Source organism: Variovorax sp. LARHSF232 (assembly GCF_052871435.1).
The window spans coordinates 25,335-40,273 of record NZ_JBIXJS010000003.1; the positions used below are offsets into that span (position 1 = coordinate 25,335).

16 protein-coding genes are annotated in these 14,939 nt (G+C 67.0%); 8 read left to right on the top strand and 8 right to left on the bottom strand.

Annotation, left to right across the window (positions count from 1 at the left end; translation table 11 throughout):
- Positions 1 to 15: 15 nt before the first annotated feature.
- Complete coding sequence (locus tag ACIPRI_RS08985; RefSeq protein WP_446621089.1) at positions 16 to 750, top strand: lysophospholipid acyltransferase family protein; 735 nt, start codon at positions 16 to 18, stop codon at positions 748 to 750.
- A 10-nt stretch (positions 751 to 760) separates the two neighbouring features.
- Here the strand turns inward: ACIPRI_RS08985 and ACIPRI_RS08990 are convergent, their stop codons facing one another.
- Genes ACIPRI_RS08990 through ACIPRI_RS09000 form a run of 3 tightly spaced genes read right to left on the bottom strand, consistent with a single transcriptional unit; the run spans position 761 to position 3,038 of the window.
- Positions 761 to 2,230 carry an aminotransferase class V-fold PLP-dependent enzyme gene (locus ACIPRI_RS08990; RefSeq protein WP_446621090.1) on the bottom strand — a complete coding sequence of 490 codons (1,470 nt, stop codon included), beginning with the start codon at positions 2,228 to 2,230 and terminating at the stop codon, positions 761 to 763.
- 31 nt (positions 2,231 to 2,261) lie between these two features.
- Positions 2,262 to 2,732 (bottom strand): Rid family detoxifying hydrolase, encoded by a 471-nt coding sequence (locus tag ACIPRI_RS08995; RefSeq protein ID WP_446621091.1) that lies wholly within the window; start codon positions 2,730 to 2,732, stop codon positions 2,262 to 2,264.
- A gap of 12 nt (positions 2,733 to 2,744) precedes the next feature.
- Positions 2,745 to 3,038 carry a hypothetical protein gene (locus ACIPRI_RS09000; RefSeq protein WP_446621092.1) on the bottom strand — a complete coding sequence of 98 codons (294 nt, stop codon included), beginning with the start codon at positions 3,036 to 3,038 and terminating at the stop codon, positions 2,745 to 2,747.
- A 32-nt stretch (positions 3,039 to 3,070) separates the two neighbouring features.
- Between ACIPRI_RS09000 and ACIPRI_RS09005 the strand changes: the two genes are divergently transcribed.
- From ACIPRI_RS09005 to ACIPRI_RS09015, 3 genes are all read left to right on the top strand, one after another.
- Positions 3,071 to 4,495: a cache domain-containing protein gene (locus tag ACIPRI_RS09005; RefSeq protein WP_446621093.1), complete on the top strand. Its 1,425-nt coding sequence runs from the start codon at positions 3,071 to 3,073 to the stop codon at positions 4,493 to 4,495.
- Complete coding sequence (locus tag ACIPRI_RS09010) at positions 4,492 to 5,145, top strand: response regulator (RefSeq protein ID WP_446621094.1); 654 nt, start codon at positions 4,492 to 4,494, stop codon at positions 5,143 to 5,145. The genes ACIPRI_RS09005 and ACIPRI_RS09010 overlap by 4 nt, the downstream gene beginning before the upstream one ends.
- A gap of 101 nt (positions 5,146 to 5,246) precedes the next feature.
- A complete protein-coding gene (locus ACIPRI_RS09015) occupies positions 5,247 to 6,143 on the top strand; it encodes a M48 family metallopeptidase (protein WP_446621095.1) in 897 nt (298 codons plus the stop codon).
- Here ACIPRI_RS09015 and ACIPRI_RS09020 read toward each other — a convergent pair.
- Positions 6,112 to 7,629 (bottom strand): aminotransferase-like domain-containing protein, encoded by a 1,518-nt coding sequence (locus tag ACIPRI_RS09020; RefSeq protein WP_446621096.1) that lies wholly within the window; start codon positions 7,627 to 7,629, stop codon positions 6,112 to 6,114. The two genes, ACIPRI_RS09015 and ACIPRI_RS09020, sit on opposite strands and share 32 nt — an antisense overlap.
- A gap of 180 nt (positions 7,630 to 7,809) precedes the next feature.
- Between ACIPRI_RS09020 and ACIPRI_RS09025 the strand changes: the two genes are divergently transcribed.
- Positions 7,810 to 8,166 (top strand): hypothetical protein, encoded by a 357-nt coding sequence (locus ACIPRI_RS09025; RefSeq protein WP_446621097.1) that lies wholly within the window; start codon positions 7,810 to 7,812, stop codon positions 8,164 to 8,166.
- Here ACIPRI_RS09025 and ACIPRI_RS09030 read toward each other — a convergent pair.
- The 4 genes from ACIPRI_RS09030 to ACIPRI_RS09045 form a co-directional block, all read right to left on the bottom strand.
- Entirely contained in the window at positions 8,094 to 8,582 is a 489-nt protein-coding gene (locus ACIPRI_RS09030; protein ID WP_446621098.1) for a GFA family protein, read from the bottom strand. The genes ACIPRI_RS09025 and ACIPRI_RS09030 overlap by 73 nt on opposite strands.
- A gap of 14 nt (positions 8,583 to 8,596) precedes the next feature.
- On the bottom strand, positions 8,597 to 9,370 hold the full coding sequence (locus tag ACIPRI_RS09035) for an SDR family oxidoreductase (protein ID WP_446621099.1): 774 nt from the start codon (positions 9,368 to 9,370) through the stop codon (positions 8,597 to 8,599).
- 79 nt (positions 9,371 to 9,449) lie between these two features.
- Entirely contained in the window at positions 9,450 to 10,793 is a 1,344-nt protein-coding gene (locus ACIPRI_RS09040) for a leucine-rich repeat-containing protein kinase family protein (protein WP_446621100.1), read from the bottom strand.
- Positions 10,790 to 11,860: an MBL fold metallo-hydrolase gene (locus ACIPRI_RS09045; protein WP_446621101.1), complete on the bottom strand. Its 1,071-nt coding sequence runs from the start codon at positions 11,858 to 11,860 to the stop codon at positions 10,790 to 10,792. Before ACIPRI_RS09045 ends, ACIPRI_RS09040 begins: the two co-directional genes overlap by 4 nt.
- A gap of 102 nt (positions 11,861 to 11,962) precedes the next feature.
- Here ACIPRI_RS09045 and ACIPRI_RS09050 point away from each other — a divergent pair, with 102 nt between their 5' ends.
- Genes ACIPRI_RS09050 through aceK form a run of 3 tightly spaced genes read left to right on the top strand, consistent with a single transcriptional unit; the run spans position 11,963 to position 14,935 of the window.
- The gene (locus tag ACIPRI_RS09050; protein ID WP_446621102.1) at positions 11,963 to 12,364 is read left to right on the top strand and encodes a MerR family transcriptional regulator; all 402 of its coding nucleotides are present in this window, start codon (positions 11,963 to 11,965) and stop codon (positions 12,362 to 12,364) included.
- Between the two features lie 32 nt (positions 12,365 to 12,396).
- Positions 12,397 to 13,062 (top strand): carbonate dehydratase, encoded by a 666-nt coding sequence (can, locus tag ACIPRI_RS09055; RefSeq protein ID WP_446621103.1) that lies wholly within the window; start codon positions 12,397 to 12,399, stop codon positions 13,060 to 13,062.
- Between the two features lie 40 nt (positions 13,063 to 13,102).
- Entirely contained in the window at positions 13,103 to 14,935 is a 1,833-nt protein-coding gene (aceK, locus tag ACIPRI_RS09060; RefSeq protein WP_446621104.1) for a bifunctional isocitrate dehydrogenase kinase/phosphatase, read from the top strand.
- Positions 14,936 to 14,939 lie beyond the last annotated feature (4 nt).

Consider the following 14,939-nt stretch of genomic DNA (forward strand, 5'->3'; position numbering starts at 1 on the left):
ATTCCTGGTTCTTTCATGCCACTGATCCGTTCCATCATCCACGCGCTGTGGATGCTCGTCACCGTCGTGCCCTGGGGCATCATCATGTGCGTGGCCTCGCTCTGGACCAAAGCTGAGCCGCTCTACTGGATGGCGGTGCGCTGGCTCAGCTGGGCTATCGGCGGCGCCCGCGTGCTCCTGGGCATCAAGACCCGCGTCACCGGCATGGAGAACCTGCCGCAGGACCAGCGCGCCGGCGCCATCCTGCTGGTCAAGCACCAGTCGACGTTCGAAACCTTTTACCTGCCCACGCTGATGCCGCACCCGCTGGCCTTCGTGTTCAAGCGGGAGCTGATCTACGTGCCCTTCTTCGGCTGGGCCATGTCGCGGCTGGACATGATCCACATCGACCGCAGCCAGCGCGCCCAGGCCTTCAACAAGGTGGTGGACCAGGGCAAGCGCCTGCTGGACCAGGGCATCTGGATCATCATGTTCCCCGAGGGCACGCGCATTCCGCGCGGCCAGAAGGGCAACTACAAGTCGGGCGGCACGCGGCTGGCGGTGGACACCGGCGCGCCGGTGATCCCGATCGCCGTCACCTCGGCCAAGGTCTGGCCGCGCAAGGCTTTCATCAAGCGGCCTGGCGTGGTGGACGTGTCGATCGGGCCGGCCATTTCCAGCGCCGGGCGCAAGCCCGACGAGCTGATGCGTGAAGTCGAGGCGTGGATCGAGGCCGAGATGCGCCGCCTCGACCCCGAGGCCTACCGCTGAGATCAGCCGCTCAGGCCATCTTGCGCGACAGATCCCACATGGCATCCACCAGCGCATCGATGTCGTTGGCGTCGTGCCAGAGGTGCGTGGACACGCGCACCCCATAGTGCTGAGCCGCCGCACCGATCACTTCGAAGCCCACATTGCGGATGACGAAGCCCTGCGGGTACTCGGCCTGCATGCGCGTGACGAAGCTCGCGGACTTGGCTGAGACCATGATGTCGGCCTTGTTCTGGAACGGGTTGAAGCAGGTCAGCCCGCACACGAGCTTCGGGTCGTCCTTGGGCGAGTACAGCGATTCGATGCCCCAGCGCTCGACGATCCGCTCCTTCAGGTAGGCCGACAAGGCGAGGTCGTAGGTCTCGATCTTCTTGCGGCCGATTTCGTCCCATTTGGCACAGGCGGCGACCAGCGACTGGAACATGGGGGTGTGCACGCTGCCGCATTGCGTGACGCTGGCGGAGATGTCGAACGCCTGAGCGCCGGTCGCGTTGCGGTCGCGCGGTGTGTAGGCGCTGGTGTGAACGGGGTACCAGTTGGGCAAGGGCAGTGGATTGGACGCGCGAATCCGATTTCGCATGATCAGGATGCCGGTGGAGCCGGGGCCGCACTGCCACTTGTGGCCAGCACCGGACATGAAGTCCATCCCCAGCGCACCGTAGTCGAGCGCCATCATGCCCGGCAAATGTGCACCATCCACGATGCTGATGAGCTGGTGCGCCTTCACGACTTCCATCAGCTCAGCGATTGGGAGCAGCGTTCCAGTCTTGTAAGTCGGCGAAGACCACATCATCGCGCGCACGCGCTTGCCTTGCGTCTTGAGCGTGCGCACACGTTCGTCGAACAGGTTCTGATAGGTCGCCGCGGTCTGGTTGTTGCCGACCGGCATGGCGATGCGCGAGATCTCGATGCCGTAGCGGTCTCTTGCGATGTTCAGCGGGGTGTCGCCGCCGCCGTGCTCGTGGTTGGTGGTGACGACCACGTCGCCGGCTTGCCAGGGGATCCCAAGGATCGCGTGGCACATGCCGGACGAGGTGTTGGCGGAGAAGGCCAGTTCTTCCGCATCGACGCCGAAGCCGGGTGCCACCTGGCGGCGCAGGTCGAGCAGGTTGCTGTAGCCGCTGCCGGATTCGGCGGCCTTCTTGCGGCTTTCGACATCAAGCACGTCCAGCGCCAGCTTGGGCATGGAGCCGGCCGTGCCGATGTTCATGAAGGTCTTGGCCGGGTTCAGTACGAAGAGTTTCTGCACCTCGGTCCAGAACGCCTCGTCCTGTACGAGTTGGGCGCGCAGATCCTGGGCGCGCGTCTGCGAGTTGCTGCCGCCGCAGGCAAACAGCAAGGGGCTCAATGCGGCTGCGCCGGCACCATGGCCAAGCATGCGCAGAAAGTCGCGGCGCTTCGCGCCCCAGCCTGCCGTGCTCAAGCCGGGCAGGGGCTCGGCCACCGTGGCGGCGTTGTCGGCGATGTTCGTATCGTTCATGTGCTGCGTCCTTGGTAGGCTTGGGTCCTGCTCAGCGGCGACCGACGACCGCGCTGATCTCTACTTTCACGTCGCGCGGCAGGCGCGCCACTTCGACGGTCGCGCGCGCAGGCGCGGCGCTCTTGAAGTACTCGCCGTAGACCTTGTTCATCGCGGCGAAGTCGTTGAGGTCCTTCATGTAGACGGTGGTGGACAGAACGTCCGCGTAGTCCAGTCCCTGTGACTTGAGCAGGGTGCCCATGTGGCGTAGAACGGTATGCGTCTGCTCCTCGATGCTGGTGCCGACCACCGCATTGCCGGCTGTATTCAGCGGGATCACGCCCGAGAGGTACAGCGTCGTGCCATGCGAGACCATTTGCGAATAGGGTCCGATGGCGGGTGGCACGCCGGATGTCGATAGCGCCTGGCGCTGGGTCGGCATCGTGCAGGCCGTCGTGGCCAAGGCCAGTGCGCCGCTGCCGATCAGGCAGGCCAGGCGCCGGTGGGCGGGGGATACGCGCATCTGCTTGTCTCCTTATTCACGTTTGAAAACCGATGACAGGAAGCCGAGAACCAGAGGTCGATTCGCGGCGAATTCTAGGAACGGCTTCTCGCGCGAGTTCCCTGCTTTTTCCCCTACGTGGTAGTACGCAAGCCGCGGCGCTTCGCTCGACACGCGGCGGGTTCGGCGCGTCGTTTCAAGGCTGAAGCACGCACTGCGGGCTTGCGATGGCAGCCCAACTTCGATCACCATTGCGGCCTCAACCATTGCGATCTCGATTGGGGCGTGGACGATGCAAGTGCGTGCGATTGCGAAATCGAACTCCAAGACAAGGCCTTGCCTTGAGGCGGATCGCTGACATGCAGCTGCGCCTCAAGTTGCTGTTGCTGTCCGGTGTGCCGATCGTCGTGGCCCTGGCACTGATGGCGGCCACTGTGCAGCACCAGACGATGGACCTGGTCCGCGGGGAGCAGTCGCTGGTGGAGTCGGCCTTCATGCAGAGCAAAGAGGCGGAGGTGAAGCACTACGTGGAGCTGGCAGGCAACGTCATCGCGCGCATGGCCGAGGACGCAGGGCCGGTCGAGCAGCGCAAGGCAGCAGCAATCGCCACCTTGACGCGCATGCAATTCGGACAGAACGGCTACTTCTTCGTCTACGACGAGCACGGCAAGCCGCTCATCCAGCCGCGCGAAGTCTCGTTGCAGGGCGTGGACCTGTGCGATCCCGACGACCCGGCCGACCCGGTGGGCGCCGATGCCGCGCGCCTCATACTGACAACTGCGCGCCACGGAGGTGGCGTTGTGCGCTACACCTGGCACAAGCCCTCGTCGCAATCGCATGTGCCCAAGCTCGCGTACGTCCTGCCCATCCCGCGTTGGGGCTGGGTGATCGGCTCGGGCATCTACCTGGACGACGTTCAGGAAACACTCAAGGCCATCGAGACCGGGGCGCGCGCCAACATCAACGGCACGCGCTGGCGCATCTTCGGCATCGCCGCGCTGTGCGTCGTGCTGATCGGCATCGGCGGACTCGCGCTGAACCTGAAGGATCAACGCGTGGCGGCGGACAAGCTGCGCCACTTGGCGCGCCGCGTGGTGCATTCGCAGGAACAGGAACGGCTGCGCGTGGCGCGCGAGTTGCACGATGGCGTCGTGCAGGTGCTGGCTTCCGCCAAATTCCTTCTCGAAGCCGCGCAGTTCCAGCTGTCTCGGCCTGGCACCGGCACAGCGTTCACACCGCGGCAGGCGCTGGATCAAGGCCTGGCGCGCCTCGACGGCGCATTGGTGGAGATCCGGCGGGTGTCGCACGGTTTGCGGCCTGCCTTGCTGGACGACCTTGGCCTGGAGCCGGCGTTGACGCTCTTGGTCGAGCAGATGCGCGAAGAGGGTGCGGGTGACATCCGGTTGGCGTGCCATGACGTGCCGGCCGAGCTTCCTGCCGATCAGGGGACGGCGCTGTTCCGCATCGCACAGGAAGCGCTGCGCAACGCGCGCGCGCACGCAGGCGCGCGGCGTATCGACCTGGTCTTGAGAGGTGGCCGGCGTGGCGTGCAGTTGTTCGTCAAAGACGACGGTCGCGGCTTCGACACCAAGCGCGTGTTCCGCGATGGCCGGCGAGGCATCGGCCTTCGCAACATGCGCGAGCGCGCCGAAGGGCTGGGCGGCACGCTGCTGATCCACTCTTCCGAAGGCGGCACGCACATCGAGGCCTATCTCCCGCTTTCCGCCGGGCCGGCTGCATCCAACGCGCCGCCGGCGCACGACCTGAATGACGCCTCGCCATGACACATGCCGATTCCCCGATTCGAGTCCTTCTGGTCGACGACCATCCGCTCCTGCGCGACGGCGTGCGCATGCGGCTGCACGTCACGCAGCACATTCGGGTGATTGGCGAGGCGGGCAACGCGCACGAGGCCGCGCAACTCACCGAACGGATGCGGCCTGATATCGTTCTTACCGACATACGGATGCCGGATGCGAACGGGATTCAGATGGCGCGCGCCTTTCGTGACCGCTTTCCCGCCACGCGCGTGCTGATCTTGTCGATGCATCACGATGCCGAGTACGTGCAACGGGCGATCGCGTGCGGCGTTTGCGGTTACGTGCTCAAGGACGGGCCGAGTCAACAACTGGTCGAGGCGGTTGATGTGGTGCATCGGGGCGGACGCTACTTCAGCCCCGAACTTGCCGTGTCTGGCGAAGACATGCCGCCGGAGGTCACGCGCGCATCTCACCAGCTGACGCCCAGGGAGGCGGCCGTGCTCTCGCTTCTGGCGCAAGGGCATTCGAACAAGGAAATCGCGCATGCGCTGGGCGCCTCGGTGCGCACGGTGGAGACGCACCGGCTGCACCTGCGCCGAAAGCTGCGCATTGACGGACAGGCGGCGCTGATGAAGTACGCCGTCGCCTACGCCGACTTGCAAGGCGGGGCATGAGAGCCTCGGGCCGCTCCGAAGGGGCTCGCAGCGCAGCGCCTCGCGCGAAGGTTGCCCAATGAGAGCCGTGCCGACCGCAGGCCCGAGGCACAATCGAACCCATGGCTTCCGCGCTTTCGCAACTCACCCTGGATCTGTTCGGCGGCGACGTGCTTGCATCCCCCGCGGCGAACGCGTCAGCGGAGCTGGCAGGCGCCTTGCCGCCGCTTGCGTTGTCCGAAGCCCTCGCTCCCGCCAGCTTCGAACACCCCCGCGCCACGCGCCAGGCGCTGCTGGGCCATGCCCGCGTGGCCTATGAATTCACGCGGGCCCAGCGCCGCACCATCGGCTTCGTGGTCGGCCCCGAGGGACTGACCGTGCGCGCCCCGCGCTGGGTGGCGCTGCGCGACGTCGACGCAGCGCTGCAGGAAAAGGCCGACTGGATCGTGCGCAAGCTGGGCGAATCGCGCGAGCGCCAGCAGCGCATGGAGTCCGCGCGCATCGAGTGGCGCGACGGCGCCAGCTTCCACTTCCTGGGCGAGCCCGTCACGGTGCGGCTCGATCCCCGGCATGCCTTTGCCGGCGCCGGCGGCGCGATCCTGGACGTGGGCGCCGAGGGCAGCGGCGAGGGCGTGCTGCGCCTGGCGCTGGCCGGCAACGCCGGCAGCACCCAGGTGCGCGACGCTGCCCAGGCCTGGCTGATGCGCCAGGCGCGCCGCATCTTCATCGAGCGGCTGGACCATTTCGCGCCGCGCCTGGGCGTTGCCTGGAACAAGCTGTCGCTGACCAACGCGGCCACGCGCTGGGGCAGCGCCAGCGCCGACGGCGCCATTCGCCTGCACTGGCGCCTGGTGCATTTCCGCATGCCGGTGGTCGACTACGTGGTGGCGCACGAGCTGGCCCACCTGCGCGTGATGGACCACAGCCAGCGCTTCTGGGAAACGGTGGAAAGCGTGGTGCCCGACTACCACCAGCTGCGGCGCCAGCTCAAGGAAGAGCAGATGCCGCGCTGGTCTTGACGAGCGCTTCGGGCGTGCCCGCCCGCGGCCGGGCGGCCTGCTGCGCCTTGATCAGCGACGTGGCGAGCTCGCCCAGGCGGCGCAGCGCAGCGTCGATCTCTGTCGTGTAGGGCCAGCCGCAGTTCAGCCGCGCAAAGTGGTCGAAGCGGCCCGAATTGGAGAACAGCGAGCCCGGGGCGATCAGGATGTGCTCGGCCAGGGCTGCCTCGCACAAGAGGTTGGCCGATAGCCTGCCCGGCAGTTCCACCCACAGCTGCAGCCCGCCCGGCGGCACGTTCATGCGCGTGCCCGGCGGAAAGCAGTGCGCGATGGCTTCGGCGGTGCGCTCGCGCTGTGTGGCCAGTGCGCCGCGCAGCCGGCGCAGATGCCGGTCGTAGGCGCCGGTGGCCATGAACTGGCCGGCCCCAACCTGCGACAGGCTTTCGTTGTTGCGCGTCTGCGCGTACTTGAGCATTTCCACCCGCGCCTGCCAGCGGCCCGCCGCCATCCAGCCCAGGCGCATGCCCGGCGCCAGGATCTTGTGCAGCGAGGCGCAATGGATCACCTGGCCATGCGCATCCCAGGACTTGATGGCGCGCAGCGGCGCGCCGCTGTCGACCAGCGCGCTGTAGGTGTCGTCTTCGATCAGGGCGATGCCGCGCTCTTCGCAAAGGCGCAGCAGCCCTTGCTTGTTCGCATCGGGCATCACGCTGCCCAGGGGGTTCTGCAGATGCGGCACCACCACCACGGCCTTGATGTCACCGTAGGTGTCGGCCGCCAGCTGCAGCGCCTCCAGCGAGATGCCGGTCTGCGGACTGGTGGGAATCTCCAGCGCGCGCAGGCCCAGGCTTTCCAGCACCTGCAGCAGGCCGTAGAAGGTGGGCGATTCCACCGCGATGGTGTCGCCGGCCTGGGCCACGGCGCGCAACGCCAGGTTGAGCGCCTCGATGCAGCCGTTGGTCACCAGGATGTCGTCCGGCGCCAGCGTCATGCCGCTGGCCAGGGCGCGCCGCGCCAGCACCGAGCGGAAGCCGGCATCGCCGCGCTGCTGCGGCGCCACCGTCAAGAGCTCCGGGCGCTGGCGCAAGCCCTTGGCCACTGCGGCGCGCAGGGCCTCGCCGGGGTAGAGCTGCGGTGCCGCGCGGGCGATGGAGAAGTTGACCTTCACGGCCTGGTTGCGCCGGTTCGAGACGAAGGCCGAAACCCGCGCATGGATGCCCACGTACTGCGCCGGATCGGGTGCCACGCCGCTGTTGGCCGGCTCCTTCAGCGGCGCGATGCCGACGCGCGCCGGCGCGCGCACGAAGTAGCCCGAGCGGTCGCGCGCCTCCAGCCAACCGCCGGCCTCCAGCTCGCGGCAGACCTGGATCGCGGTCGACAGGCTCACCGAATGCTGGCGCATCAGGCTGCGCAGCGAAGGCATGCGCTCGCCGCGCGCCAACTGGCCGGCACGGATCGCGTCGAGGTAGTGCGCCGCCAGGCGCTTGTAGAGGGGCAGGGAGTCCATCGCTGTCACATACCGGATGCTCTCGAATGCGGGGCTTCGAAAACAGATGCAGATTGGGTGAAATTGACCATAACAGAGCACTGCGCCGTGCGTCTGCTGTGCTGCAGAAAGGCCTTGGCTGTGCCTGTTTTTGCGAGGGGCTGATTCCTACGATGAAGGCCAACTTTCAGGAGGCGCGGCATGCAGACATCAGCGTTCGAATACGAAGACATCGGCCCCTTGCGCCTGCGTGCAGGACAGGCAGTGCAAGCCACGGTGCGCCGCGGCACGGTGGTCCAGGTGCTGGCCGGCTCGGTGCGGGTGTGCGAGCCGTCGCGCTGGCTGGCCGAGCGCATGATCAGTCCGGCCAGGACCTTGCGCGAAGGCGAGGCGATGCAGATCGACGGCGGCGGCTGGATCGAGGTGCTGGCGCAGGGCTGCCAGGCGCAGGTGCTGGTGATGGAGCCGGTCCCGGTCTGGAGAACCTACTGGCGCTTGGCCATCAGTGCCGCGCGCCGCGCCAGGCTTTCCCTGGGCCACATCTCGGAGGCCTTGTAGTACTCTCGCACGGCCGGCGTGCCGGGCGGCAGCAGCACCCAGGGCTGCTTGGAGGCGGTGAAGATGTGGATGTCCGGCGGCAGCAGATCGGGTTCGTCCAGCGTGCCGACGCGCACGAAGCGCACCGCGTCGCCGGCGCCCACATAGTTGCTCCACACGGCGACGCGGCATTGGGGGCAGCGCGAGATCTTCTGGCCCTTGCCGCTGTTGGAGGGGGTGTCGATCACCTCGACTTCGCCCTGCAGCAGCTGCACCCGATCGGCCTCGATCATGGCGTTCAAGGCAAAGGCGCTGCCGGTCTCGCGCTGGCACCAGCGGCAGTGGCAGCAGTGCACGAACAAGGGCTTGCTCGTCAGCCGGTAGCGCACCTGGCGGCAGGTGCAGCCGCCTCCGCAAGTGAACGAGGCGTCTTCCATGACGCCAGTTTGCTTCAGCCCCGCGCGTGTGTCACGCCGCCGTCGACGATGAGGGTCGATCCCATCACGTAGTCGCCGGCCCGCGACGCCAGGAAGATGGCGGCGCCGGCCATGTCTTCCGGCGTGCCGATGCGCCCGGCCGGGATGCGCTGCTTGACTTCGTCGGCGTGGTCGCGCGCATCCTTGTTCATGCTGGAGGCAAAGGCGCCGGGGGCGATGGCGCTGACCACGATGTTGTCCTTGGCCAGGCGCAGCGCCATGCGGCGCGTCAGGTGGATCAGGCCGGCCTTGCTGGCGGCATAGGAGTAGGTCTCTTGCGGATTGACCGACACGCCGTCGATGGAGGCGATGTTGATCACCTTGGTCGGGTGGCCGGTGGCAGCGGCGCGCAGCATCGGCGTCAGCGCCTGGGTCAGGAAGAAGGGCGTCTTCAAGTTCAGGTCCACCACCTTGTCCCAGCCGCTTTCCGGAAACTCGTCGTACGGCGCGCCCCAGGCGGCGCCGGCGTTGTTGACCAGGATGTCGAGCGTCTTCTCGTGCTTGCCATAAGCGTCGACGAGGCTCTTGGCGCCTTCCAACGTCGACACATCCGCCGGCAACGAGACGCAATGGCCGAAGGCCGACAGCGCCTTGGCCGTTTCGTCGCAGGCCTCGGCCTTGCGCGCCGAGATGTAGACGCGGGCGCCCTGGGCCAGGAAGCCCTCGGCAATCATGCGGCCGATGCCGCGCGAGCCACCGGTGATGAGGGCGGTGCGGCCTTGCAGCGAAAAGAGGTGGCGGGTGTCCATGAGGTGTGTCTCCTTGAGTCTTGCTCGTCAAGCTTAAGGCGATCGCCGGCCGCGGCGCGGTCACCAAGGCGCCAGCTTCTCAGCGCAAGCTGCGCAGGGTGGCGTCGATTTCGGCGAAGGCCGGGCGCAGCCGTGCATCCGTCGCCAGGCAGCGTTGCTGCAGTTGCTGCAAAGCGTCTGGCAACGGCCGATCCGGTGCCTCGCAGCGCTGCAGCAGTTCTTCCAGCAGGCAGCCGAAAGCGCGTGCCTCGATGCGCTGCAGGGCCTGCGCCTGTGCACCCTCGGGGTCGAAGAAGGAGGCGGCGCCGAAGTCGCCCAGCAGCGCGTCGTGCTCGCCGTCCCACAGGATGTTGTGGGCGTACAGGTCGCCATGCGTGATGCCGTGCGCGTGCAGCTGGCGCACGGCCGACGCCATGCCGCCGGCGATGGCCAGTGCACTGCCCGGGCTGAAGCGCTGCCCCGGCGCGTAGACATCGCGCGTGCAGCTTTCCAGGCTGGGCGGGCCGGCCAGGCTCTGGTAGGCGGGGGAAATCAGCTCGAGCACCAGGCCCGGCGTGCCGGCCGGATGGCCGGTGATGCGGCCACGCACCGCGATCAGGTCCGGATGCGGTCCGGCTGCGGTGCAGGCGTCCATTTCGCTCATGGGCGAGCCGTCGCTGGTGATCTCGCCCTTGAACAGCTTCACGGCCACCGGGCGCTCGGCGCCGTCATCACCCAGCCAGCTCGCGCGATGAATCACGCCGGACGCGCCCTGGCCCAGCACTTCGTGCAGCGTCAGGCGGGCCCAGTCGATGTCGGGCACCGGGTAGCTCGCCACAGCGCGCGTTTCGCACGCTTCTGCCACCGGGTTGCCCCCGAAGGCCAGCCAGGAAAGGCGCGGCAGGGCCAGCAGCCAGTCGGGCAGTTCCTCGATGCGGTTGCTGGCAATGCGCAGCAGCTCCAGCCGATCGCTGGCCGCCATCGAATCGGGCAGGCGGCGCAGGCGGTTGCCCGCCAGCATCAGCTTCTGCAGGCGCGGGCGTTCGCCCAGTTCGGGCGGCAGCTCGCCAATCTCGTTGCCGGTGAGGATCAGCCAGCGCAATTGCGGCGGCAGCGCGCTGCCCGGCACCTGCGCGATGCGGTTGGACTTGAAGCCCACCATCTCCAGCCGCGGGCAGTCGCCCAGGACCTCGGGCAGGCGGGTGAACCGGTTGTCGGAGCAAAACAGGATGCGCAGCCTGGACAGGCGCGCAAAGTCCGGCGGCAGCTCGCTGAGCGCGTTGCCCGAGAGGTTGAGCACTTCCAGCGTGTCGGCCAGCGCAAAGACCTCGGGCGGCAGCTCGGTGAGCCCGTCCGTCAGGTCGAGCCGCGTCGCGCCCGCCAGCGCGCCGCCGCGAAGGCGCGCCAGGGTCTGCTGCGCCGACTCGGCTGCCTGCGCGCTCATTGGTTGGCGGGCGCTCCGAAGCGGTAGATGCCGTCTTCCCCGAGCGTGCGGCGCAGCTGGCCGGCAAACCAGAGGTAGTGCAGGTGCGCCACCGTCTCGCCCATGGCAAAGGTCATCTGGTGCAGGTCGAGCGCGCGCTTGAACAGAACCGGCAAAGCCTCGGACGCCGACAGGGCGCGCGCGGTGCAGGCCTCGAGCAGGGCGGCCAGGTGGTCGCGGTGGTGCTCTTCGAGCTGCTCCACGCGGCGATGCACGCCGGTGAAGGGCTTGCCGTGCGCAGGCAGGCCCAGCACGTCGGCCGGCAGTTCCTTGAAGCGCCGGATGCTCTGCAGGAACATGCGCAGCGGGTTCGATTCGGGCTCGCCCGCGTACACGCTCACGTTGGTCGAGATGCGCGGCAGCATCATGTCGCCGCCCAGCAGCACCTTCAGTCCGTCGCAGTACAGCGAGATGTGCTCTGGCGCGTGGCCATAGCCGCTGATGCAGCGCCAGCTGCGGCCGCCGATCAGAACCTCGTCGCCATCCATCATGCGCACGAAGTTCTTCGGCACGCCGGGCACCATGTTGGCGTAGTAGCTGGTGCGGGCCCGGATCTTGGCCACCGCCTCGGCGTCCACCAGGCCGTGCGCCGCGAAGAAGTTGGCCGCCTCTTCGCCGCCGGCGGCGCTGTCGCCCGCGCTGCTGCTGAGGACCTTGGCCACGTGGTAGTCGGTCGAGCTGATCCACAGGGGCGCGTTCCAGCGCTGGCACAGCCAGTCGGCCAGGCCGATGTGATCGGGGTGCATGTGGGTGACGATCACGCGCAGCACCGGCAGGCCCTGCAGCTGCGTCTCGAAGATCTGTTCCCACTGGTCGCGCGCTTCCTGGCGGGAAATGCAGCAGTCGACGATGGTCCAGCCCTGGCGGCCGTCGATCTCGTCGGCCAGCAGCCAGAGGTTGATGTGGTCGAGCGCGAAGGGCAGCACCATGCGCACCCAGCGCACGCCCGGGGCGACTTCGAGCGTGGTGCCGGGGGCGGGCAGCTGGTCGCCGAAGGGGTAGTGGAGTTCGCGTTCGAGGAGGTTCATGTAGGATTGACGTTTACGTAAACGTCAGATGTGGAGCGATCATTGTAGGGATGAAGGCGAATTTTCGCTGTCGCCCCCGCAACGGCCCTAGCAACTCGATACATGTCCGCGCCGACCTACACCATCAGCGAGCTGGCCCAGGAGTTCGACCTCACCACCCGGGCCATCCGCTTCTATGAAGACATGGGCCTGCTGGCGCCCGAGCGCCGCGGTCCGGGCGGGCGGCAGCGCGTCTACAGCGGCCGCGACCGCGCCCGGCTGACCCTGACCCTGCGCGCCAAGCGACTGGGCCTGCGCCTGACCGAGGCCAAGGACATCCTGGACATGTACGACAGCCCGCGCGACACCGTGCCCCAGCTGGAGAAGTTCCTGGCGGTGCTGGGCGAGCACCGCGGCCAGCTGGAGGCGCAACTGGCCGAACTGCAAGCCAACCTCGACGAAGTGCGCGAGCAGGAGCGCAAGGCCCGCGCCACCCTGGCACGGGCGCGCCGCGCCGCAACCTGAAATTCAACGAACGCCACGACAATTCAAGCACCATGCCCGATAGCCTCAACGACCTCTTCGCCCACAACCGCGCCTGGGCCGCGCAGACCGAGCGCGATCGCCCCGGCTTCTTCACCAGCCTGGTGAAGCAGCAAACGCCCAAATACATGTGGATCGGCTGCTCCGACAGCCGCGTGCCGGCCAACCAGATCACCGGCCTGGAGCCGGGCGAAGTCTTCGTGCATCGCAACGTGGCCAACATCGTGGTGCATTCGGACCTCAATGCCCTGTCGTCCATCCAGTTCGCGGTGGAGCGGCTCAAGGTGGAGCACGTCATGGTGGTGGGCCACTACGGCTGCTCGGGCGTGCAGGCCGCGCTGGAAGGCGCGCGCATCGGCCTGGCCGACAACTGGATCCGCCACATCCAGGACGTGCGCGACCGGCATCGCGCCCTGCTCGAAGCGCTGCCCGAGATGGCGCGCGCCAATGCCCTGTGCGAACTCAACGTGGTGGAGCAGGTGGTGAACGTCTGCGTCAGCACCGTGATGCTCGACGCCTGGGGCCGCGGCCAGAAAGTGCGCATCCACGGCTGGGCCTTCGGCGTGCACGACGGCCTGCTCAACGACCTGGGCATGAGCGTGAGCAGCACCGACTCGCTCGATGGCATGTACCAGGCGGCCGTGGAGCGCATCCGGGCCAAGTGGATCGAAGAATCCTGAAAAGCCCGTTCCCATGTCAGCCCGGGAGGAGATGAGCACGATGTTTCCGCAGCGCCTCGATTCGCCGCTCGCCTATGACATCGCCAAGGCGATGGCCGACGGCTTCAATCGGCACTACCGGCTGTTCCGCGCCGAATCCGCCCGCGCCAAACACCGCTTCGAGACGGCCGACTGGCACGGCCAGCAGCGCGCCCAGCGCGAGCGCATCGAGTTCTACGACCTGCGGGTGAGCGAGGCGGTGGCCCGGCTCGAGAAGGAATTCAAGGCTGGCGACCAGCCGATGGAGGTGTGGCACCAGGTCAAGCTGCACTACATCGGCCTCCTGGTGAACCACCACCAGCCGGAGCTGGCCGAGACCTTCTTCAATTCGGTCACCACCAAAATCCTGCACCGGGCCTATTTCCAGAACGACTTCATCTTCGTGCGGCCGGCCATCAGCACCGAGTACATCGAGCCGCGCGACGCGCCCACCTACCGTGCCTACTACCCGACCCAGGAAGCGCCGCACGACACGCTGGACGACACCATCGTGCGCATGCTGGAAGACTTCGGCCTGCAGGGCCGCTGGGCCGACCTGCACCGCGATGCCAAGCGGGTGGCGCACGCCATTCTGGGGCGCTTTCAACAGGTCAAGCTGCGCGCCAACTTCCAGCTGCAGGTGCTGTCGGGCCTGTTCTATCGCAACAAGGGCGCCTACGTGGTGGGCAAGATCATCAACGGCTTTGTCGAGCTGCCCTTTTCGCTGCCCATCCTGCACGACGCCAAGGGCCACTTCTATATAGACGCGGCGCTGTTCGGCGAAGACGACCTGCAGATGCTGTTCTCCTTTGCGCGAGCCTACTTCATGATCGACATGGAGGTGCCATCGGCCTACGTGCAGTTCCTGCGCTCGCTGATGCCGCGCAAGCCGCGCGCCGAGATCTACAACGCCATCGGCCTGGCCAAGCAGGGCAAGACGCTTTTCTATCGCGACTTTCTCTCGCACCTGAACTATTCCAGCGACAAGTTTCGCATCGCGCCCGGCATCAAGGGCATGGTGATGCTGGTGTTCGACCTGCCGTCCTTTCCCTTCGTGTTCAAGCTCATCAAGGACTACTACCCGCCGCAGAAGGACACCACGCGCGAGCTGATCAAGGGCAAATACCTGCTGGTGAAGCAGCATGACCGGGTGGGGCGCATGGCCGACACGCTGGAGTACAGCGAGGTGGGTTTTCCGCTGGACCGCTTCGAACCCGACCTGATCGAGGAGATCGAGAAGTTCGCGCCCAGCCAGCTCACCATCGGAGACCGCGACGGCAACGGTGAAATGGAGGTCGTGCTCAAGCACGTCTACATCGAGCGGCGCATGATCCCGCTCAACATCTACCTGCAGGAAGCCTTCGACGCAATCGAGCACCCGGAGAACGAGGGCCAGGCCAAGCGGGCGCAAGACCAGCTGGAGCACGCGGTGGTCGAGTACGGCAATGCCATCAAGGACATGGTCGCAGCCAACATCTTTCCGGGCGACATGCTGTGGAAGAACTTCGGCGTCACCCGCGGCGGCAAGGTGGTGTTCTACGACTACGACGAGATCGAATACCTCACCGACTGCAACTTCCGCAAGGTGCCGACGCCGCGCAACGAGGAAGACGAGATGAGCGGCGAGATCTGGTATGCGGTTGGCCCGAAGGATGTGTTCCCCGAGACCTTCGAGCCCTTTCTGCTGGGCAACGACAGGGTGCGCAAGGCCTTCATGGATCACCACGCCGACCTGCTGGACGCAGCCTTCTGGCACCGCCACAAGGAGCGCATCAAGGCCGGGCAGATGCTCGATGTCTTCCCTTATGACGAAGGCCAGCGTTTTCACCACGACGGCCACGCACCTTATTTCTGAACCC

What these genes read in the sequence shown, in the direction of transcription:
- ACIPRI_RS08985 (WP_446621089.1), top strand. Translation starts at nt 16, where the DNA reads ATGCCACTGATCCGTTCCATCATCCACGCGCTGTGGATGCTCGTCACC.
- ACIPRI_RS09015 (WP_446621095.1), top strand. Translation starts at nt 5,247, where the DNA reads ATGGCTTCCGCGCTTTCGCAACTCACCCTGGATCTGTTCGGCGGCGAC.
- ACIPRI_RS09040 (WP_446621100.1), bottom strand. Translation starts at nt 10,793, where the DNA reads ATGAGCGCGCAGGCAGCCGAGTCGGCGCAGCAGACCCTGGCGCGCCTT.
- aceK (WP_446621104.1), top strand. Translation starts at nt 13,103, where the DNA reads ATGTTTCCGCAGCGCCTCGATTCGCCGCTCGCCTATGACATCGCCAAG.
- ACIPRI_RS09045 (WP_446621101.1), bottom strand. Translation starts at nt 11,860, where the DNA reads ATGAACCTCCTCGAACGCGAACTCCACTACCCCTTCGGCGACCAGCTG.
- ACIPRI_RS09005 (WP_446621093.1), top strand. Translation starts at nt 3,071, where the DNA reads ATGCAGCTGCGCCTCAAGTTGCTGTTGCTGTCCGGTGTGCCGATCGTC.
- can (WP_446621103.1), top strand. Translation starts at nt 12,397, where the DNA reads ATGCCCGATAGCCTCAACGACCTCTTCGCCCACAACCGCGCCTGGGCC.
- ACIPRI_RS09035 (WP_446621099.1), bottom strand. Translation starts at nt 9,370, where the DNA reads ATGGACACCCGCCACCTCTTTTCGCTGCAAGGCCGCACCGCCCTCATC.
- ACIPRI_RS09030 (WP_446621098.1), bottom strand. Translation starts at nt 8,582, where the DNA reads ATGGAAGACGCCTCGTTCACTTGCGGAGGCGGCTGCACCTGCCGCCAG.
- ACIPRI_RS09025 (WP_446621097.1), top strand. Translation starts at nt 7,810, where the DNA reads ATGCAGACATCAGCGTTCGAATACGAAGACATCGGCCCCTTGCGCCTG.
- ACIPRI_RS09050 (WP_446621102.1), top strand. Translation starts at nt 11,963, where the DNA reads ATGTCCGCGCCGACCTACACCATCAGCGAGCTGGCCCAGGAGTTCGAC.
- ACIPRI_RS08995 (WP_446621091.1), bottom strand. Translation starts at nt 2,732, where the DNA reads ATGCGCGTATCCCCCGCCCACCGGCGCCTGGCCTGCCTGATCGGCAGC.
- ACIPRI_RS09020 (WP_446621096.1), bottom strand. Translation starts at nt 7,629, where the DNA reads ATGGACTCCCTGCCCCTCTACAAGCGCCTGGCGGCGCACTACCTCGAC.
- ACIPRI_RS09010 (WP_446621094.1), top strand. Translation starts at nt 4,492, where the DNA reads ATGACACATGCCGATTCCCCGATTCGAGTCCTTCTGGTCGACGACCAT.
- ACIPRI_RS08990 (WP_446621090.1), bottom strand. Translation starts at nt 2,230, where the DNA reads ATGAACGATACGAACATCGCCGACAACGCCGCCACGGTGGCCGAGCCC.